The sequence below is a fragment of the Microbacterium sp. NPDC057944 genome (assembly GCF_042887445.1).
In the GTDB taxonomy this organism is placed as follows: Bacteria; Actinomycetota; Actinomycetes; order Actinomycetales; family Microbacteriaceae; genus Microbacterium; species Microbacterium natoriense.
Genome location: NZ_JBHVPJ010000001.1, coordinates 1,978,736 through 1,998,201 on the forward strand (window position 1 = coordinate 1,978,736; position 19,466 = coordinate 1,998,201).

The following is a 19,466-nucleotide window of genomic DNA, read 5'->3' on the forward strand; positions in this document are numbered from 1 at the left end:
GCGCATGCTCGAGCTGCCCACCGACCTTCCCGCAGACCTCGCGCCCCTCGCCTGGCTGATCGGCGTCTGGGAGGGCACCGGCGTCATCGACTATCCGGTCGGAGACGAGCGCCTTCAGGGCGAGTTCGCGCACCGCGTGAGCTTCAGCCATGACGGCGGCCCCTTCCTCAACTACGCGGCGACGGCGACCTTCACCGGTCTCGACGAGGTCGCATCGATCCCGCTGACCGCCGAGAGCGGCTTCTGGCGGCTGTCGCGACCGGCGACGGATGCGGATGCCGGACCCGCGCTGCTCCCGCCGACGGCGGAGCCCGTCGCCCGCGGCGTCGACGACGTCGAGTTGCTGCGATCGGCATCCGGAGGCTTCCCTCTCGAAGTGTCTCTCGCGCACTCCGACGGAACGCTCGAGCTGTACCTGGGCGAGATCAACGGCCCGCGCGTCGACATCGCCTCCGATGCGATCGTCCGCGGCGCCGGAGCCAAGGAGTACGGAGCGGCGTCGCGCATGTACGGACTGGTTGACGGCCACCTGCTGTGGGCATGGGATGTCGCCGCGCTCGGCACCCCGCTGCGCTCGCACGCCTCCGCGCGCCTGGCGAGGGTCTGAGATGACCGGCTTCGCGGCGATCGCCGGAGCGGTATCGGGAGAGCACGGGATCGAGCACTTCGGGGACGCGTTCCGCGAGCAGCGGCGCCTCGCCTCGGGAGACGCGCTCGCCCCCCTGGGCGACCGCACCGTCATCGAGGTCTCCGGCCCCGAGCGGCTCGGCTGGCTCGACTCGATCACCTCGCAGGCCGTCGGTCGGCTCGCACCCGGCGACAGCACCGAGCTCCTGGTGCTCGATCCGCAGGGCCGAGTGGAGCACGCGGCCGGTGTGTTCGACGACGGATCGTCGACCTGGCTCATCGCCGACACGGCCGATGCCCAGCCCCTGGCGACCTGGCTCATCCGCATGAAGTTCCGCACCCAGGCAGAGGTGACCGTCCGCGACGATCTCGAGCTGGTCGGCTTCGTCGACGGCGGTTCGGCGGTGCAGACCGCGGTAGCGGCGGCGGCAGCTCCGAACGACCTGCCCCTCGTCTGGGCCGACCCCTGGCAGCGCGTCAGCGCCGGAGGGCACCAGTACTCCGAGGTCGCGGAGCACCCGGGAGCGGAGCTCGCCTGGCGCGTCGCGATCGTGACGGCAGAGGGCGCAGCGGCGCTCGCCGCGTCCGTCGGACCGGATGCCGTCGCCGGCCTGCTCGCGACCGAGGCGCTCCGCGTCGCCGCCTGGCGTCCGCGCTGGGCCGCCGAGGTCGACGAGCGCTCGCTGCCGCACGAGTCCGACTGGATCCGCACGGCCGTGCATCTGAACAAGGGGTGCTACCGCGGGCAGGAGACGGTCGCGAAGGTGCACAACCTGGGCCACCCGCCGCGGCGCCTGGCCGCGCTGCACCTCGACGGCAGCGATGCCGTGCTCCCGGCCGTCGGAGACCCCGTGTTCGCGGGCGACGACGAGGTCGGGCGGATCACCTCGGTCGCTCGGCACCACGAGGACGGTCCCATCGCTCTGGCCATCCTGTCGCGCAGAGCTCCGGTCGGCGATCTCGTCGTGCGGACGGACGGCGCCGATATCGCGGCATCCCAGCAGGTGATCGTCCCCGCGGACGCCGGCGCCACCGCCGACATCCCGCGGCTCACACGACTGTCGCGCCGCCCCAGCGCACCGGATCCGCGCGACGCCTGAGCCGCGTCGTTGCGGGCGCTCGACGTGGCACCGTTCGGGGCCGTATCGCCCCGGGTCGTTGAGCGAGCGGAGCGAGACGAGACGCGTCGGATGAGGGCTTTCGTCTCGGTCGCTGCGCTCCCTCGCTCAATGACCGAGGGGCGCTCGACGGCAGCGGCCGCTCAACGGGCGAGGAGCGGGGCCACGGCCTCCCAGGGCAGCGTGAGTTCGCCGAGACGCCAGCGGGTCTTACCGCCGAGAACGGGCCAACCCTGATCCTTCAGTGCCGACACCGCGGCGAGGAAGCGCTGCGTCGCGCCGAACGTCGACAGGGGAGCCGCACGGTCCCATTCGCGGTCCAGGTCGACGAGAAGAGCGTGCACGCGCTCGCCGGGGACGTTCCGGTGGATGAGAGCCTTCGGCAGCCGCTCGGCGACGATGCTCGGGCGTTCCAGCTCCGCCAGCCGCAGTGAGATCGTAAAGCGCACAGGCGCCCCGTCCTGCGTCACGTCGACCCAGCTCGCGATGCGGCCGATCTCATCGCATGTGCCCTCCACGAGCAGGCCGCCGGGGGAGAGCCGCGACGCCATCGTGCGCCAGGCGTCCGGCACGTCGGACTCGTCGTACTGGCGCAGCACGTTCATCGCCCTGATCACGGCGGCGCGGCGTCCTGACGGCAGCGGCACCTCGAAGCCTCCGCGCCCGAACGACACGGCGAGGTCGTGGGGGAATGATGTGCGCCCCGCACGCACGTCATCGAGCTGCTCGGTCGCGAGGGTCACACGGGCAGGATCGATCTCGAGCCCTCTGACCTCGGCATCCGCCCTCACCCGCTGGAGACGAGCGGCGAGCTCGAAGGCGGTGACGCCGCTCGCGCCGTAGCCGAGATCGACGACGAGGGGGTCGCCAGCGCGGCGGAAGGCGTCGCTCGCGGCGATCCAGCGGTCGTTGCGCCGGAGTCGATTGGTCCCCGTGGTGCCGCGCGTTGGCCGGCCGAGAGGAGATGACGCCATGAGTCAATCCTTCCAGCCCCGCCGATAAACTGGCTGCATGACTGCGACGCGCACCCTGATCCTGCTCCGCCACGGCCGGAGCGAGTGGAACGAACTGAACCTCTTCACCGGCTGGGTGGACGTCCGCCTGAACGAGCAGGGCAAGGCCGAGGCCCAGCGCGGCGGCGAGCTGCTCGCCGAGGCCGGCATCCTCCCCGACGTGCTCCACACCTCGCTGCTGAGCCGCGCGATCCAGACCGCGAACATCGCGCTCGACGCGGCCGACCGCCTGTGGATCCCCGTGACCCGCTCGTGGCGTCTCAACGAGCGCCACTACGGCGCCCTGCAGGGCAAGGACAAGGCGCAGACGCTCGAGGAGTTCGGCCCCGAGCAGTTCCAGCTGTGGCGTCGCTCCTTCGACGTGCCGCCGCCCGTGCTCGACGACGACAGCGAGTTCAGCCAGGTGAACGACCCGCGCTACGCGGGCATCGACGGCGAGGTCCCGCGCACCGAGTCGCTCAAGCTCGTGATCGACCGTCTGCTGCCGTACTGGGAGAGCGCGATCGTCCCCGACCTCGAGGCGGGCAAGACCGTGCTCGTCACCGCGCACGGCAACTCGCTGCGCGGCCTCGTGAAGCACCTCGAGGGCATCAGCGACGAGGACATCGCCGAGCTCAACATCCCCACCGGCATCCCGCTGGTCTACGAGCTCGACGAGAACAACGTGCCGACGGGCCCCGGCCGCTACCTCGACCCCGAGGCCGCAGCCGCGGGCGCGGCCGCGGTCGCCGCCCAGGGCAAGAAGTAGCAGCAGCGGAGCTCGACGCCCCACCTGAACGACGACGCCCCACCTGAGTTGATCACTCAGGTGGGGCGTCGTGAACGGGGTCAGGCGTGGCCGAGGTCGGCCTGCTCCGCCTCCTGCTGCTCGACGGCGAGGGCGATGTCCTCTTCGTCGATCTGCCAGTCGCCGGTCGCGAGGTAGACGACCTTCTTCGCGACGGCCACCGCGTGGTCGGCGAAGCGCTCGTGGTAGCGGCTGGCCAGGGTGGCGTCCACGGTCGCGGTCGCCTCGCCCTTCCAGTTGTCGCTGAGCACCTTGTCGAAGACGTTCACGTGAAGCTCGTCGACATCGTCATCGGAGTTGCGGATGGCGTCCGCGAGGCGCAGATCCTGGGTGCGCAGCAGCTCGCTGAGCGTGCGCGCGATCTCGACGTCCAGCTCGCCCATGCGCTTGAAGGTGCCCTTGAGGCCCTTCGGGATGGCGCGCTCGGGGAAGCGCAGACGTGCGAGCTGGGCGATGTGCTCGGACATGTCGCCCATGCGCTCGAGCGATGCGCTCACGCGCAGGGCGCTGACGACGATGCGCAGGTCGCGGGCGACGGGCTGCTGACGGGCGAGGATCTCGATGGCCTGCTCGTCCAGCTCGACGGCAAGCTCGTCGATCTTCGCGTCGTCGGCGATGACCTCCTCGGCCAGCGCGACGTCGCTCGTGGCGAACGCGCGGGTCGCCTTGTCGATCGAGACCGTGACGAGGTCCGCGATCTCCACGAGGCGGTTCTGCAGGTCCTCGAGGGACTGGTGGAAGACTTCGCGCATGTTGGGCGCAACCTTTCATTCGGATCTCGACGGCGAGAGCCGCGCGAGAGGGGAGGGCCGCACTCCCGCACAGGCCCGAAGCGATTGTGTGCCCCGAAGGTTAACGAACGGTGCCCAGCACGTGAATAGTACTTCTCCGGATGCCGTGGGCGCCCGGAAACCCGCCGAGCGGCCGGTGAACGCACTCTACGCTGGACTCATGACCCTGCCGCAGATCGCGCTGTTCTCGCTCGCCATCGGGCTGGCGATCGGCGTCGCGCTCTCGCTGCTCGTGGTCTGGGCCTACCGCGCTCGCGCCCGCGTCGTCGAGGAGACGTCGACCATCGTGCCCGACGGCGTCACCGATGTGCTGGGCAGCATGGACGACGCCGCGTGCGTGGTCGACACGTCGGGGCTCGTGCTCGCGGCATCCCACGCGGCGGCGCGCTTCGGCATCGAGGTCGGCGCCACCCTCGACAACGCCGAGCTGCGACAGCTCGTGCGCGGCGTGCGCAGCACCGGGGGCACGGCCACCGAGTCGCTCCGCATCACCCGGGGAGGGCTCAGCCTCGACCCCCGCCTCGTCTCCGCGCGGGCCAGCGTGATCAGCCCGCGGATGTCGCTGCTCATCATCCGCGACGTCACGGAGCAGGAGCGGCTCGATCAGATGCGTCGCGACTTCGTGGCCAACACCAGCCACGAGCTGAAGACGCCGGTCGGCGCGGTGACCCTCCTGGCCGAGGCGATCGAGTCGGCGGCGGACGACCCCGCTCAGGTGCGCATCTTCGCCGCTCGCATCTCCGCAGAGGCGTACCGGCTCGGACAGCTGACGGGGCGCATCATGAGCCTGTCGAGGCTGCAGGCCGACGACGGCCTCGGCGACGTCCGCCCCGTCTCGATCGACGAGGTGATCGCGGCATCCATCGAGGCGCATGCGGTCCAGGCGGACTCCGCCGGCGTCGACCTCGCCCGCGGCGGCGACCGCGGGGTGTGGGTGCGCGGCGACGCGCAGATCCTCATCGAGGCGGTCGGCAACCTCATCGCGAACGCCATCGTCTACTCGCCCAAGGGGTCGCGCGTCGGCGTCGGCGTGCGAGCCGACGGAGGCGTCGTGGAGATCGCGGTCTCCGATCAGGGCATCGGCATCGCCGAGGCCGACAGGGAGCGCATCTTCGAGCGCTTCTACCGCGCCGACGAGGCGCGCTCCCGGCGCACCGGCGGCACCGGCCTCGGGCTCTCGATCGTCAAGCACGCGACGCAGCGTCACGGCGGCGAGGTGCTGCTGTGGTCGCGCCCCGGCCGCGGATCAACTTTCACCGTCCGACTTCCCCGTATCGATTCGCCAGCTGCGGATGCGGGGAAGAAGGAGAAGAAGCGCAAGAAGAAGCGCGAGCGCAAGGCGGCCAAGGCCGCCGACGCGGTCCGCGTTCGAAACGGAGAGACAGTATGACCCGCATCCTCCTCGTCGAAGACGAGCCCGACCTCGCCGACCCCCTGGCCTATCTGCTGCGCCGGGAGGGGTACGAGGTCGAGATCGCCGAAGACGGACCCGGTGCGCTCACGGCGTTCCGCGAGCGCGGAGCGGACATCGTGCTGCTCGACCTCATGCTGCCGGGCATGCCGGGCACCGAGGTGTGCCGACAGATCCGCTCGACGTCCGCCGTGCCGATCATCATGCTCACCGCGAAGGACTCCGAGGTGGACATCGTGGTGGGGCTGGAGCTCGGCGCCGACGACTACATCACCAAGCCCTACTCCTCGCGCGAGCTCCTCGCACGCATGCGGGCGGTGCTGCGACGGGTCGTGCAGGCCGACAGCGAGCTCGACGAGCGCGTCCTCGACGGCGGCCGGGTGTCTCTCGACATCGACCGGCACACGGTCTCCGTCGACGGAGAGCAGATCAACATGCCGCTGAAGGAGTTCGAGCTCCTCGAGGTGCTCATGCGCAACTCCGGTCGCGTGCTCACCCGGGGCCAGCTCATCGACCGGGTCTGGGGCAGCGACTACTTCGGCGACACGAAGACCCTGGACGTGCACATCAAGCGGATCCGCTCCCGCATCGAGCAGAACCCCGGCGAGCCGGTGATGCTCGTGACCGTGCGCGGACTCGGCTATCGGTTCGAGGGCTGAGCTCCGCGGACACGGGAGAGGCCGGCACCCGATGGGTGCCGGCCTCTTCTGCGTGCGCGGTGCTGCGTCAGTTCGACGGCGCGGGAGCCGCGGTGTCGGTGGGGACGGGCGTCGGCGACGACTGGGGCTTGTCGGCGGAGGGCACCAGGTCGGAATAGTAGGGGAGCGAGCCGTCGAGGACGGGGATCTGCGCCTTGGTGCCGGTGCTGTCGCCGGACTGGAAGTGCACCTCGACCGTGCTGCCGGGCATGGCGCCGAGGTCGGAGATGCGCAGCGCGTCGTCGGCCTTCGTGCCGAGGCTCACGGTGCTGCCGCCGGGGACCGTCACGGCGAACGGATCGTTGCCGTCGAGCGTGATCGTCATGGTGGCCTTCTCCGTGGTCGGGTTGACGATCGCGGCGACCAGGTTGCCGAGCGAGCCGTCTTCGTTCGCGACGATGAAGGCGTTGCGGACGACCAGCGGGCCGGAGGCGTCGGAGACGTTCACGCCGTCGGACGCCGCATACTCGATCTTGGTCGACTGCGGGGTGATGAACGTGCACCCGGTCGCGCCGAGCAGAACGAGGGCGCTGATGGCGGCAGACGCGACGATGCGCGATTTCACGGGTCCTCCTGAGGTCCGGCGGGATATCCGCCTCCCATTCTATGGGTAAGTCGAGAGCGCCCGTGGATGAGGGGGCGCGAACCTTAGCGCATAATCCCTGTGGTATCCTTGAGGTTGCCGAAAGGACACGTTTTTATGCTTTTTGAGGTTGGCGAGACCGTCGTCTATCCGCACCATGGCGCTGCGACCATCATCGAGGTCAAGGAGCGCATCATCAAGGGTGAGGCGAAGAAGTATCTGAAGCTCAACGTCACCCAGGGTGATCTGATCATCGAGGTTCCTGCAGAGAACGTCGACCTGGTCGGCGTCCGCGACGTGATCGGCAAGGAGGGCCTCGACCACGTGTTCGAGGTGCTGCGTGCTCCGTTCACCGAGGAGCCCACCAACTGGTCTCGCCGTTACAAGGCGAACCTGGAGAAGCTCGCATCGGGTGACGTGATCAAGGTCAGCGAGGTCGTTCGCGACCTGTGGCGCCGTGACCAGGACCGCGGTCTCTCCGCTGGTGAGAAGCGGATGCTGGCGAAGGCTCGCCAGATCCTCATCTCGGAGCTGGCTCTGGCCGAGAAGATCGACGAGGACAAGGCGGGCGCGCTGCTCGACGAGGTCCTCGCCTCCTGAGACTCTTCGTGAAGGGCGGATGCTTCGGCATCCGCCCTTTTCTCATGCCCGGTAGCGTGTGAGCATGCTTCCCGTTCCGCACACCGCGATCATCGTCGTCGCCGCAGGCTCCGGCACCCGCCTGGCAGGGGGAGCGCCGAAGGCCTTCGTCGGCATCGACGCCCACTCGATCCTGCGCCACGCCCTCGACGGCGTGTTCGCGGCGGCTCCTGCGCAGGTCGTCGTGGTCGCGCCCGCCGGATTCGAAGGGGATGCCGAGAGCGAACTGCTCGCCGCCGCCGGCGAGCGGGCCGACCTCGGCCGTATCGTCACGGGCGGCGCGACGAGACAGGAGTCGGTGGCCGCCGGCCTCGCGGCCCTGTGGGGCGATGTGGAGACCGTGCTCGTGCACGACGCTGCCCGAGCGCTCACACCCGCTGCGGTGATCGACGCGGTCGCCGCGGCCGTCGACGACGCCTCGGGCGTGATCCCGGTCCTGCCGGTGGTCGACACCCTGAAGCGGGTCGACGAGCACGGGGTCACCGGAGCCGTCGACCGCTCCGAGCTCGCGGCCGCGCAGACGCCGCAGGGCTTCCCCCGTGCACTCCTGGAGTCGGCTTACGCCGAGGCGCGGACGGCGGGGGTCGAGTACACCGACGACGCCGCCCTCTTCGCGGCCGCCGGGCACGCGGTGCGCCACATCCCCGGGGCGGAGCGCGGCTTCAAGATCACCACACCGGCAGACCTCGAGCGGGCGCGGCATCTGCTCTCGGCACCGATCCGGTCCGCAGGCGCGGTCCGCGTCGGCATCGGCACCGATGTGCACGCCTTCGGAGGGGAGGGCGATCTGTGGCTGGCCGGGCTTGTCTGGCCGGGGGAGCAGCCGCTCTCCGGACACTCGGACGGGGACGCCGTCGCCCACGCGATCGTGGACGCCCTGCTCGGGGCCGCCGGCCTCGGTGACATCGGCGAGCACTTCGGCACGGCGCATCCGGAGTACGCCGGAGCGCATGCGCCGGTGTTCCTCGCCCGCACCAGGGAGATCCTCGAGGCGGCGGGCTTCGCGATCGGCAACGTGTCCGTCCAGTTCCAGGGCAACAGGCCGCGCTTCAGCGGACGCAGATCAGAAGCGGAGGCCGTGCTCTCTGCCGCCCTCGGGGGCGCCCCGGTGTCGGTGACGGCGACGACGACCGACGGCCTGGGCTTCCCCGGACGCGGGGAGGGCATCGCGGTCACGGCGATCGCGATGGTCCACGCCTCCTGATCCACGGGCGCCGCGCCGTGCGGGAATGCCGGACGGCGTCCCCTCGTTGCCCGTTAGCGTGACCACGGCAGAAGGAGTCGAGTTGAAGATCCTCATCATCGGAGCATCAGGGCATGTCGGGCGTGCGGCGCAGGCCGCACTGGAGGGGCACGAGATCATCGCCGCCTCCCGGAGCGGGAACCCCGCCGTCGACGTGACCGACCCGGCATCCATCGCGCGCCTGTTCGACGAGGTCGGCACCGTCGACGCCGTCATCGCGGCGGTCGGGAGCGTGCCGTTCGCTCCGCTGTCCGAGCTCGGACGCGACGCGTACGAATCGGCCTTCCGGGGCAAGGTGCTCTCGCAGCTCGACATCGTGCGGATCGGGACGCCCTTCGTGCGCGACGGCGGGTCCTTCACCCTCACCTCCGGCATCCTCGCCAGGGAGCCGATCGCGACCGGGGCTGCGGCATCCCTCGCCAACGGGGCGCTCGAGTCGTTCGTCCTCGGGGCGGCGCCCGAGCTTCCGCGCGGCATCCGCATCAACGCCGTCAGCCCGTCCGTGCTGGAGGACGCGCCGTCGTACCACTCGTCCTTCCCCGGATTCATCCCGGTGTCATCGTTCCGGGTGGGTCAGGCGTACGCGAAGAGCGTCCTGGGCGTGCAGACCGGGCAGGTCCTGCCGGTCGACTGAGGCCGCTCCACGCCGCGTGACGCATTGCGGCGCGCCCAGGCTTCGCGACGGCGCGCCCGGTAGGCTTGTGCGGTGACTCTCCGCCTCTACGACACCCGCGCACAGCTGCTGCGCGACTTCGTGCCTCTCGATCCCGAGAACGTCACGATGTACGTGTGCGGACCCACGGTGCAGTCGGGCCCCCACATCGGGCACGTCCGCGCAGCGCTCAGCTTCGATCTGCTGCGTCGCTGGCTGTCGTACGACGGCACACGTGTCACGTTCGTGAGGAACGTGACCGACATCGACGACAAGGTCCTCGCGAACGCGACGGATGCCGAGCCCTGGTGGGCGCTCGCGTACCGGATGGAGCAGGAGTTCACGAGCGCGTACTCCGCGATCGGCATCCTCCCGCCCACGTACGAGCCGCGGGCGACGGCATCCGTCCCGCAGATGCAGGAGCTGATCTCGACGCTCATCGAGCGCGGACACGCGTATCCGGCGCCCGACGGCTCCGGCGACGTGTACTTCGACGTGCGCTCGTGGGCGGAGTACGGCTCCCTCACGAACCAGTCCGTCGATGCGATGGAGGCGGCGGCCGACGCCGACCCGCGCGGCAAGCGCAACCCGCAGGACTTCGCGCTCTGGAAGGGCGCCAAGCCGGGCGAGCCGGCGGACGCCACCTGGGCTTCGCCGTGGGGACCCGGTCGCCCCGGCTGGCACATCGAGTGCTCGGCCATGTCGCGCCGTTACCTCGGCGACGCGTTCGACATCCACGGCGGCGGACTCGATCTGCGCTTCCCCCACCACGAGAACGAGCTGGCGCAGTCGACGGCCGCGGGCCTCGGGTTCGCGCAGTACTGGGTGCACAACGGTCTCGTGACCGTCGGCGGGCAGAAGATGTCGAAGTCCCTCGGCAACTTCACCCTGGCGTCCGACGTGCTGAAGACGCACGAGCCGCTCGTGGTCCGTTACGCGCTCGCCGCCGCGCACTACCGGTCGAGCCTCGATCTCACCGACGCGTCATGGGCCGAGGCCGAGGCGGCGCTCGGACGGATCCGAACCTTTCTCGAGCGCGCCGCGCGCGTTGTGGACCCAAGCGTGAGGCCCACACTGCCGCCACCCTTCGTCGCGGCAATGGATGACGATCTGAACGTGCCAAAGGCGCTTGCCGTCCTTCACGCGACCGTGACCGCCGGAAACACGGCTTACGGCTTCGCGGGAGATCCGGGTGTTGAGATCGAGAGCACATTCCAAGACGTTGTGGGCATGACCGATGTACTCGGTATCAACCCGCTTTCGTCCGAGTGGGGCTCGAAAGGCGAGGGTGCCACGGCATCCGCTCTCGACGCGCTCGTGCAGACGATGATCACCCAGCGAGCCCAGGCGCGTGCTGACAAGGACTGGGCGGCGGCGGATCGCATCCGTGACGCGATCGCCGCCGCAGGAATCACGCTGGAGGACTCTCCGGCCGGAACTCATTGGAGTATCGATGGCTAAGCCAGGCAACCCCTCAGCGGGCAAGGGCAAGAAGAAGGGCCCGAGCAAGGGCACGGGCGGACTCGGACGGAAGGCCCTCGAAGGCCGCGGACCGACCCCGAAGGCGGAGGACCGCGCCTGGCACCCGGCGGGCAAGCGCAAGGCCGCCGCCGAGCGCTACGCCGCGTCCGGAGGCAAGGGACGGCCCGGCCAGCGCCAGGCCGCTGGTGGGAACCCGAACCGCTCGGCGAGGGCGAAGGACAACACCACCGAGACCGAGTTCGTCACCGGCCGCAACTCGGTGCTCGAGGCGCTGCGCGCGAAGATCCCCGCGACGTCGTTCTACATCGCCCAGCGCGTGGAGATGGACGACCGCGTCAAGGAGATGCTGTCGATCGCCACGCACCGCGGCATTCCGGTCCTCGAGGTGACGCGTCAGGAGCTCGACCGCATGGCCGGGTTCGACGGCGTGCACCAGGGCGTGGCCATCAAGGTTCCGCCGTACGAGTACGCGCACCCGCAGGATCTGCTGGAGAAGGTCATCAGCCGGGGGCAGGTTCCGCTGTTCGTCGCTCTCGACGGCATCACCGACCCGCGCAACCTCGGCGCGATCATCCGCTCGACGGCGGCCTTCGGCGGACACGGCGTGATCCTTCCGCAGCGTCGCTCGGCCGGGGTCAACTCGGCGGCGTGGAAGACGAGCGCAGGAGCAGCGGCGCGCATCCCGGTCGCTCTCGCCACGAACCTCACGACCATGCTCAAGGAGTTCAAGAAGCAGGGCGTGTTCGTGCTGGGGCTCGACGGAGACGGCGACGTGATGCTGCCCGACCTGCAGCTGGCAGACCGCCCCGTCGTGATCGTCACCGGGTCGGAGGGCAAGGGGATCTCCCGCCTGGTCGCAGAGACCTGCGACCAGATCGTGTCGATCCCGATCTCGACCGCCGCCGAGTCGCTGAACGCCGGCATCGCGACCTCCGTCGCGCTGTACCAGGTCTCCACCACCCGCAACGCGAAGAAGTAGGAAGGCACCCCATGGCTCGCATCGTCGTCCTCGGAGGCACCGGCTACGCCGGTCGTCACATCGTTTCGGAGGCGGTGAGCCGCGGGCACGATGTGGTCGCCGTCTCGCGCTCCGTCCCGTCCGACCGGGTGGAGGGGGCCGACTACGTGCAGGGCTCCGCTCTCGACCTCGCGTCGATCGCCGACGCCTTCGCCGGTGCCGACGCGGTCGTCTCGGCGCTGTCGCCCCGCGGCGACATGGCCGACAGGGCGCTGGAGGCTCTCGCCAACGTCGTCGCGCAGGTCAGCGGAACGTCCACCCGTCTCGGCGTCGTGGGCGGCGCCGGCGGCAGCCTGGTGGCTCCGGGAGGCCCGCGTCTGTTCGACCTCGACTTCCCCGAGGAGTACAAGCACGAGGCGCAGGTCGGCATCGACTCCCTCGCGCTGCTGGAGGCGACGGATGCCGGAGTCGACTGGTTCTTCATCCACCCGGCCGAGGTCTTCGGCCCCTGGGCGGAGGGCGAGCGCACCGGCGGCTACCGCGATGGCGGCGACGTGATCGTGCGCGACGCGGAGGGCAAGTCGTACATCTCCGGTGCCGACTTCGCGGTCGCCGTGGTCGACGAGATCGAGCAGGGCAACCATCACCGCGAGCGGTTCACCGTCGGTTACTGACGCGTCGCCGCCGGGTCAGCGGGCGGCGCCCATTACGTGATCTGCGTCCTTTGACCCCCAGAGGGGGTCAGGAATCCTTCGTCCGTTGCTGTACCCTGTGCGCCGCTCCCAGACTGATCGCGAGGACTCAGTCAACGGGGGAGTCCTCTATTCAGGGGAGAGTGCGCACTCGTGCGCCCACGTGACAAGGATGCTGACCTATCGTGAAGACGACCGCTTCGACTCGTAAGACGAGAGCGGGGAGGGGCGCTGCGGCGCTTCTGCTCGCACTCACCGCTCTCATACCCGCCGCGTTCGCCGCACCGGCGGTCGCGGCGACCGACATCGCGCCGGGAGACCCGGTCTGGGTGGGGACGGCTTCGCAGGGCTACTCGGGCACTGCCATCCGCCCCGTGTACGTTCCCGTGCCGACCGACACGGCCAACCCGGGGACGGCCGACTACTGGGCGTACTGCATCGAGCACGATGTCAGCCGACGCACCGGCACCAGCGCGGTCGTCGGCGACTTCTCGTCCTACCTGGGGGCGAATCTCTTCACCACCCCCGCTGTTCAGGCGAAGGTCCACTGGGTCCTGACGCACTCCTATCCGGCGATCGACCTGGTCGCTCTGCAGACCGCCGCCGGAGTCACGAACCTCAGCGTCAGCGACGCCGTCGAGGCGACGCAGTATGCGATCTGGCGATACACCGACCTGGGTTGGGATGCTGCCTGGGCCTGGGAGACCCCCAACTCCGAGGCGGTGTACTGGTACCTGGTGAACGGGGCCAACGCCGACCAGAATCAGACGCCCCCGACCACGGCGGACATCGACGTCTCCGTCGCCGGCCCTGCGGGCTCCGGAGCGGCGGGATCGCTCTTCGGACCGTTCACGGTCTCGACGAACCAGGCCACCGCGGCCGTGACCTCGAGCCCCGCGCACGCGTTCACCGACGCGGCGGGGAGCCCGATCAATGCGAACGCCGTCGTCGACGGTCAGCAGGTCTTCCTCGATCTGCGCGGCTCGACGGTCGCCGGTTCCGCCACGGTCACCGCGACGGTGGCAGGGGCCGACGGCACCGGTCTCGTCGTCTCGACCCCCGTCGTCGGCAGCACCACGCCCACGGCGGCGGCGCACCGTCAGTCGCAGATCCTCGTCGCGGCCTCGACCGCGACGACCTCGGCGTCGGCGCAGGGCGCCTGGGCCGCGGCCGCTGTTCCGGCCATCGGCACGACGCTGACGGATGCTGCGGACGAAGACCACGTCCTCGCCTGGAACGGCGGCAGCCTGATCGACACGATCGCCTACACCGGACTGACCGTGGGCCAGCAGTACACCGTCTCCGGTGAGCTCATGGTGAAGGCGGACGCCTCCGCGACGGGCATCACGGGGGCGACGACCTTCACGCCGACCGCCGCAGACGGCACGGTCGAGGTCTCCTTCACGGTTCCGAGCGGTTACGCAGGGGAGTCCCTGGTCGCCTTCGAGGCGCTGTACGAGGGGGCGACGGCGACGGGCACTCCGGTCGCGGTCCACGAGGACATCGAGGACGTGGACCAGACGGTCGCGGTGCTGCCGGAGCCGTCGATCGGCACGCTGGCGACGACCGACAACCCGGCCGACGACAAGGTGCTGCTCCTCACCGGGGGCACTGTCACCGACACCGTCAGCTACCGGGATCTCGAGCCGAACACCCTCGTCGACGGCGAGTTCATCAACGACTACGTGGTCGGCGGCGAGCTCATGCTCGTCGAAGGCGGCGTGGCGACGCCCACCGGGATCACCGCGGAATCCGACTACTTCACCGTGGATGCGGGGGCGACGAGCGGCGATGTCGACGTCGTGTTCACGCTGACCGCCGCGCAGGCGGAGCAGTACGCGGGCAAGACGCTCGTCGTCTACGAGACGCTCTACCGGTGGCGCTACGACCTCGGAGTCCCCGTTCGCGACGTCTACGCCGTGCACCATGACGCCGAGGATGCCGGCCAGACCTTCGTCGTCGAGTCCCTGGTGCCCGCGATCGGAACGACCCTGGTCGACGCCGCGGACGAGGACCACGCCCTCGCGTGGAACGGCGGGTCGCTGATCGACACGATCGCGTACACGGGGCTGACCGTCGGGCAGGAGTACACGGTCGCCGGCGAGCTGATGCTCAAGGCGGACGGCTCCGCCACCGGCATCACCGGTGAGACGACCTTCACGCCGACGTCGACGGACGGCACGGTGGACGTGACCTTCGTCGTTCCCGTGGGATACGCGGGGCAGTCTCTGGTCGCGTTCGAGACGCTGTACTCGGGCGGAGAGGCCACGGGCACCCCGGTGGCCGAGCACAGGGACATCGACGACGTGGATCAGACCGTGGCGGTGGAGGCGCAGCCTCTCGTCCCCGCGATCGGCACGACGCTCCTCGACGGCGCCGACCAGGACCACACCCTGGCCTGGGGCGGAGGAACGGTGATCGACACGATCGCGTACACCGGACTGACCCCGGGCGTGGAGTACACGGTCGCCGGTGAGCTGATGCGCAAGTCCGACGGCTCAGCGACGGGCATCACGGCGACGGCGACGTTCACGCCGACCGCATCGACGGGAAGCATCGCCGTGAGCTTCACGGTGCCCACCGGCTACGCGGGATCGACGCTCGTGGCGTTCGAGACCCTCTACGTCGGGGCGACGGCATCGGGAACCCCGGTCGCCGCGCACACCGACATCGAGGATGCCGCGCAGACCGTGGTCGTCGAGAAGCAGCCGGCGGCTCCTGCCGGTCCCTCGACCGGCTCGAACGGATCGACGGGAGGGCTCGCCGCGACCGGCGGAGCGCTGCCCGTGGTGCTGACGGCGGCGGGAGTCGTCGCGATCCTGCTCGGGACGATCGCTCTGATCCGCCAGCGCCGGACGCGCGACCAGGTCTGAGCACCTCCTGAGACGAGAAGGGCCGGTCGGTGACGAGACGTCACCGACCGGCCCTTCCGGTCTGCGCGGTCAGACGAGGTCGCGCCAGTCGACGTCGTCGTCCTCGTCGTCGGCGATGGGCGTGACCCCGGTGATCACGGGGAGGCTCATGGTCTCGGTCGGCGGCCCCATGATGGTCGCCTCGTCGCGCCGGTGCCTCAGGACCTCGTTGATGTAGCTCGTGAGCACCTCGGCGAGCGGGACCGACCGGCCCTGCGCCTGCGAAAGATACCACCGGTGCTCCAGAACCTGGTGGAAGACCTCCGCCGGCTCGAGCTTGGCACGCAGCTCGTAGGGGATGGCCCGCACGACGGGCTCGAAGACGCGCGTCAGCCACTCGTGCGCGTACATCTCCTCATCCGCCCACTGCTTGGTCGAGCGGGCGCGGAACTCGTCGAGGTCGTTGAGGAGGCGACGTGCCTGGTTCTCCTCGACGTCGAGCCCGGTGAGGCGGATGAGCCGACGCTGGTGGTGACCGGCATCCACGACCTTGGGCTGGATCTCCACGACGGTGCCGTCGGAGGTGGTCGACATCGACATCTCGTCGATGTCGAATCCGAGGGCGTTCAGCCTCTCCACGCGCTCGGTGATGCGCCAGGTCTCGGCGGAGGAGAACGACTCCTGGGCGGTGAGCTCCGCCCACAGCGAGCGGTAGGAGGACACGATGCCGTCGGCGATCGCGATCGCGTCGACGCCCCGCTCCAGGCGCCCTCCGGCGGCGAGGTCCATGATCTCCCCGGCGATGTTCGTGCGGGCGAGGTCGAGGTCGTAGGCGCGCTGCCCGTCGGTGAGGCCCTCCTCGTGCAGTTCGCCGGTCTCGGCATCCACGAGGTAGGCGGCGAAGGCTCCGGCGTCGCGGCGGAAGAGGGTGTTGGAGAGCGACACGTCGCCCCAGTAGAAGCCGACGTTGTGCAGGCGCACGAGCAGCAGGGCGAGGGCGTCGACGAGTCGCGTGGCGGTGTCGGGGCGCAGCACGCGCGTGAACAGCGCGCGGTACGGCATGGAGAAGCGCAGGTGCGACGTCACCAGCGCCGCGGGGAGCGGCTCGCCGTCGGCATCCGTCCGACCGGCGATGACCGCGACCCGGTCGACGCAGGGGACGGCGAGGCGGGCGAGGTTGCCGAGCATGTCGTACTCGCGCCGCGCCATCTCGTCGGTCGTCTCCTTGACCGCGACCACGCGCCCGGACAGATCCGCGAAGCGCACCAGATGGCGGGAGAGGCCCTTCGGGAGGGACACGATGTGCTCGGACGGCCACTTGGCCAGCGTGGTCGACCAGGGCAGCCCGAGCAGTCCTGGGTCGACGGTGCTGGCGGTGATGCGTAGAGCGTCCTGCATGGTTCTCCTGAGGGGGATGGATGCCGGGGGAAACGACGCGGCGCGGGGCGACCAGAAGGTCGACCCGCGCCGCGATGCTGCAGAACTCAGGAAGCCGAGACGACCGGCTTGTCGTTCAGACGCTCACCCGACTCGCTGTCGAACGCGTGCACGTGGCCCGCGTTCGCGGCCAGCGTGACGGTCTCGCCGGCGTTGGGGTGGCTGCGGCCGTCGACGCGAGCGACCAGGTCGGTGCGCTTGCCGTTGATCTCGGTGTGACCGTAGAGGTAGCCGTCTGCGCCGAGCTCCTCGACCAGGTCGACGACGACCGAGAGGCCCTTGCCGTCGGCCGGGCCCACGGTGATGTCCTCGGGACGCACGCCGACGGTGACCTGCGAGCCGTTCGCGCGGCCCACGGTGTCGCGGTCGAGCGGGACGACCTCGGTGCCGAAGCGCACGCCGCCCTCGGCCAGGTCGGCCGTGAAGAGGTTCATGGCCGGGGAGCCGATGAAGCCGGCGACGAACACGTTGTTCGGCTTCTCGTAGAGGTCACGCGGCGAGCCGACCTGCTGGAGCAGACCGTCCTTGAGGACCGCGATGCGGTCGCCCATGGTCAGAGCCTCGGTCTGGTCGTGCGTGACGTAGACGGTGGTGACGCCGAGGCGGCGCTGCAGCGACGCGATCTGCGTGCGGGTCTGGACGCGGAGCTTGGCGTCGAGGTTCGACAGCGGCTCGTCCATGAGGAACACCTGGGGCTGACGCACGATCGCGCGCCCCATGGCGACACGCTGACGCTGGCCGCCCGAGAGCGCCTTCGGCTTGCGGGTCAGGTACTGCTCGAGGTCGAGGAGCTTCGCGGCCTCGAGGACGCGGGAGGCGCGCTCCTCCTTGCCGATGCCGGCGATCTTGAGCGCGAAGCCCATGTTCTCGGCGACGGTCATGTGCGGGTACAGCGCGTAGTTCTGGAAGACCATGGCGATGTCGCGGTCCTTCGGCGGGACGTCGGTGACGTCGCGCTCGCCGATGAGGATGCGGCCGGCGTTGACCTCTTCGAGGCCTGCGAGCATGCGGAGCGACGTGGACTTACCGCAACCGGAAGGGCCGACGAGGACGAGGAACTCGCCGTCTCCGACCTCGAGGTTCAGCTTGTCGACGGCGGGACGCGTGCCGCCGGGGTACAGGCGGGTGGCCTCATCGAAAGTGACAGATGCCATTGCATTTCTCCTTCACCGGCAGGTACGTGCCGGACGATCCGTAGTGATAGAGCGGCGGAGCGACCCGCCGTGACCCGTCGTTGGGTCGGGATCAGTATGACAGACAAACCCGCACCTGGGTATTTCCCAGACTGGCTGGTTAGCATCGAATCCGGCCGCGTCAGCGGCGATCGTCGCGTGAGGCGGCGTTCGGGGCCACCCTGCCCCCGTGAGACTGTCAAGAGGAACGATGTCGAGCGACGAGACGCCGAACGTCCCCACCCCTCGCAATTCGCGTGAGGCCGTGCGGGAGAAGGCACAGCAGGTGCACGCCCAGCAGTCGAGGGCGCGCCTGATGCGACGGATCATCATCGGAGCGGTGGCCATCGTCGCCGTCGGCGCGATCGGCACCGCCGTGACGCTCGCCGTGTCCGCGCAGGTGACCAAGCCGCAGCTGACGCCGAGCGGGCTCGAGGGCGACGGCATCCTCGTCTCCGACGTGACCGCGGCGACCGTGTCCAGCGACACCCTCGCGACGCCGAGCGCCGAACCGTCCGAGGCGGGCACCGAGGCCGCTCCGACTCCGGAGCCGACCACCGCGAACACGGTCGACATCCACATCTACGTCGACTACCTGTCTCCCGACGCCGGGGTCTTCGAGCGCGCGAACGCCCGACAGCTCACCAACTGGATCACCCAGGGCGCGGCGACCGTCACCTACCACCCGGTCGCGCTGCTCACCGCCAGCTCGAACGGCACCAAGTACTCGCTGCGCGCGGCCGGCGCCGCAGCCTGCGTCGCGACGCACTCGCCCGCCCAGTTCTACTCGTTCAACCACGACCTCCTCGAGAACCAGCCCGAGGTCAACAGCGACGGGATCAGCGACTCCAAGCTCGCGGACGCCGCCGCCGCGGTCGGCGTGAGCAGCGCCAAGGCCGTGCGCTCCTGCATCGAGAACCAGGACTACGTGACCTGGGCGAAGGAAGCGACCTCGCGCGCGCTGGAAGGTCCGCTCGTCGGCTCCGACGACCTCGTCCTCACCGCCGCTCCGATGATCGTCGTGAACGGTGAGGCCTACGTCGGCGCTCTCGACGACCCGGCCGAGTTCTCGCAGTTCGTGCTGACCGTCGCCAGCGACGCCTACTACGAGTCGACCGCGACGCCGACGCCCACCCCGACCGCCACCCCCGCGCAGTAGTTCGGCGCCCGTCGCCGCCATCGCTAAGCTGGTGGCATCCGCCGACTTGGCGCAATTGGTAGCGCACCGTACTTGTAATACGGGGGTTACGGGTTCGAGTCCCGTAGTCGGCTCAGTTCACGGGGATCGCAACACGGCGTCACAGCGGAAAT

The 19,466-nt window shown here is 69.9% G+C and carries 18 protein-coding genes and 1 tRNA gene; 14 read left to right on the forward strand and 5 right to left on the reverse strand.

The annotated features are described in order from the left end of the window. Positions 1-4: 4 nt before the first annotated feature. Both ACFVRO_RS09035 and ACFVRO_RS09040 read left to right on the forward strand, forming a co-directional pair. The gene (locus tag ACFVRO_RS09035) at positions 5-607 is read left to right on the forward strand and encodes an FABP family protein (protein ID WP_105674033.1); all 603 of its coding nucleotides are present in this window, start codon (positions 5-7) and stop codon (positions 605-607) included. A 1-nt stretch (position 608) separates the two neighbouring features. Continuing rightward, positions 609-1,727 carry a YgfZ/GcvT domain-containing protein gene (locus ACFVRO_RS09040; protein WP_386951475.1) on the forward strand — a complete coding sequence of 373 codons (1,119 nt, stop codon included), beginning with the start codon at positions 609-611 and terminating at the stop codon, positions 1,725-1,727. A gap of 161 nt (positions 1,728-1,888) precedes the next feature. Here ACFVRO_RS09040 and ACFVRO_RS09045 read toward each other — a convergent pair whose 3' ends face one another. Further along, positions 1,889-2,719: a class I SAM-dependent methyltransferase gene (locus ACFVRO_RS09045; protein ID WP_386951477.1), complete on the reverse strand. Its 831-nt coding sequence runs from the start codon at positions 2,717-2,719 to the stop codon at positions 1,889-1,891. Between the two features lie 37 nt (positions 2,720-2,756). Here ACFVRO_RS09045 and ACFVRO_RS09050 point away from each other — a divergent pair, with 37 nt between their 5' ends. Beyond that, on the forward strand, positions 2,757-3,506 hold the full coding sequence (locus tag ACFVRO_RS09050; RefSeq protein ID WP_105674027.1) for a phosphoglyceromutase: 750 nt from the start codon (positions 2,757-2,759) through the stop codon (positions 3,504-3,506). 80 nt (positions 3,507-3,586) lie between these two features. On the opposite strand, the gene phoU is transcribed toward ACFVRO_RS09050, so the two are convergent. Then, the gene (gene phoU / locus ACFVRO_RS09055; RefSeq protein WP_105674025.1) at positions 3,587-4,297 is read right to left on the reverse strand and encodes a phosphate signaling complex protein PhoU; all 711 of its coding nucleotides are present in this window, start codon (positions 4,295-4,297) and stop codon (positions 3,587-3,589) included. A gap of 199 nt (positions 4,298-4,496) precedes the next feature. On the opposite strand from phoU, the gene ACFVRO_RS09060 reads away from it, so the two are divergent. Next, positions 4,497-5,726: a cell wall metabolism sensor histidine kinase WalK gene (locus ACFVRO_RS09060; protein WP_105674163.1), complete on the forward strand. Its 1,230-nt coding sequence runs from the start codon at positions 4,497-4,499 to the stop codon at positions 5,724-5,726. Beyond that, positions 5,723-6,406, forward strand: a complete 684-nt coding sequence (locus ACFVRO_RS09065) for a response regulator transcription factor (protein WP_105674023.1) — start codon at positions 5,723-5,725, stop codon at positions 6,404-6,406. The genes ACFVRO_RS09060 and ACFVRO_RS09065 overlap by 4 nt, the downstream gene beginning before the upstream one ends. Before the next feature lie 67 nt (positions 6,407-6,473). On the opposite strand, the gene ACFVRO_RS09070 is transcribed toward ACFVRO_RS09065, so the two are convergent. Further along, the gene (locus ACFVRO_RS09070; RefSeq protein WP_105674021.1) at positions 6,474-7,010 is read right to left on the reverse strand and encodes a DNA modification methylase; all 537 of its coding nucleotides are present in this window, start codon (positions 7,008-7,010) and stop codon (positions 6,474-6,476) included. Positions 7,011-7,145: 135 nt separating this feature from the next. Between ACFVRO_RS09070 and ACFVRO_RS09075 the strand changes: the two genes are divergently transcribed. From ACFVRO_RS09075 to ACFVRO_RS09105, 7 genes are all read left to right on the forward strand, one after another. Further along, on the forward strand, positions 7,146-7,628 hold the full coding sequence (locus ACFVRO_RS09075) for a CarD family transcriptional regulator (RefSeq protein WP_045255828.1): 483 nt from the start codon (positions 7,146-7,148) through the stop codon (positions 7,626-7,628). A gap of 64 nt (positions 7,629-7,692) precedes the next feature. Then, on the forward strand, positions 7,693-8,871 hold the full coding sequence (gene ispD / locus ACFVRO_RS09080; RefSeq protein WP_386951480.1) for a 2-C-methyl-D-erythritol 4-phosphate cytidylyltransferase: 1,179 nt from the start codon (positions 7,693-7,695) through the stop codon (positions 8,869-8,871). 82 nt (positions 8,872-8,953) lie between these two features. Next, entirely contained in the window at positions 8,954-9,544 is a 591-nt protein-coding gene (locus ACFVRO_RS09085) for a short chain dehydrogenase (protein ID WP_105674017.1), read from the forward strand. A gap of 72 nt (positions 9,545-9,616) precedes the next feature. After that, positions 9,617-11,023, forward strand: a complete 1,407-nt coding sequence (cysS, locus tag ACFVRO_RS09090) for a cysteine--tRNA ligase (protein ID WP_105674015.1) — start codon at positions 9,617-9,619, stop codon at positions 11,021-11,023. After that, positions 11,016-12,023, forward strand: a complete 1,008-nt coding sequence (gene rlmB, locus ACFVRO_RS09095) for a 23S rRNA (guanosine(2251)-2'-O)-methyltransferase RlmB (RefSeq protein WP_105674013.1) — start codon at positions 11,016-11,018, stop codon at positions 12,021-12,023. The genes cysS and rlmB overlap by 8 nt, the downstream gene beginning before the upstream one ends. 11 nt (positions 12,024-12,034) lie before the next feature. Next, entirely contained in the window at positions 12,035-12,676 is a 642-nt protein-coding gene (locus ACFVRO_RS09100; protein WP_386951483.1) for an NAD(P)-dependent oxidoreductase, read from the forward strand. 203 nt (positions 12,677-12,879) lie between these two features. Then, a complete protein-coding gene (locus ACFVRO_RS09105; RefSeq protein ID WP_386951485.1) occupies positions 12,880-15,567 on the forward strand; it encodes a VaFE repeat-containing surface-anchored protein in 2,688 nt (895 codons plus the stop codon). Between the two features lie 69 nt (positions 15,568-15,636). On the opposite strand, the gene ACFVRO_RS09110 is transcribed toward ACFVRO_RS09105, so the two are convergent. Continuing rightward, entirely contained in the window at positions 15,637-16,944 is a 1,308-nt protein-coding gene (locus ACFVRO_RS09110) for a DUF4032 domain-containing protein (protein ID WP_105674007.1), read from the reverse strand. 86 nt (positions 16,945-17,030) lie between these two features. Further along, a complete protein-coding gene (locus ACFVRO_RS09115) occupies positions 17,031-18,137 on the reverse strand; it encodes an ABC transporter ATP-binding protein (protein ID WP_105674005.1) in 1,107 nt (368 codons plus the stop codon). A 229-nt stretch (positions 18,138-18,366) separates the two neighbouring features. Between ACFVRO_RS09115 and ACFVRO_RS09120 the strand changes: the two genes are divergently transcribed. Together ACFVRO_RS09120 and ACFVRO_RS09125 are read left to right on the forward strand one after the other, a co-directional pair. Beyond that, positions 18,367-19,314, forward strand: coding sequence for a DsbA family protein (locus ACFVRO_RS09120; protein ID WP_386951619.1), 948 nt, complete (start codon positions 18,367-18,369; stop codon positions 19,312-19,314). 40 nt (positions 19,315-19,354) lie between these two features. Then, positions 19,355-19,427 (forward strand) — tRNA-Thr (locus tag ACFVRO_RS09125). Positions 19,428-19,466: the final 39 nt, after the last annotated feature.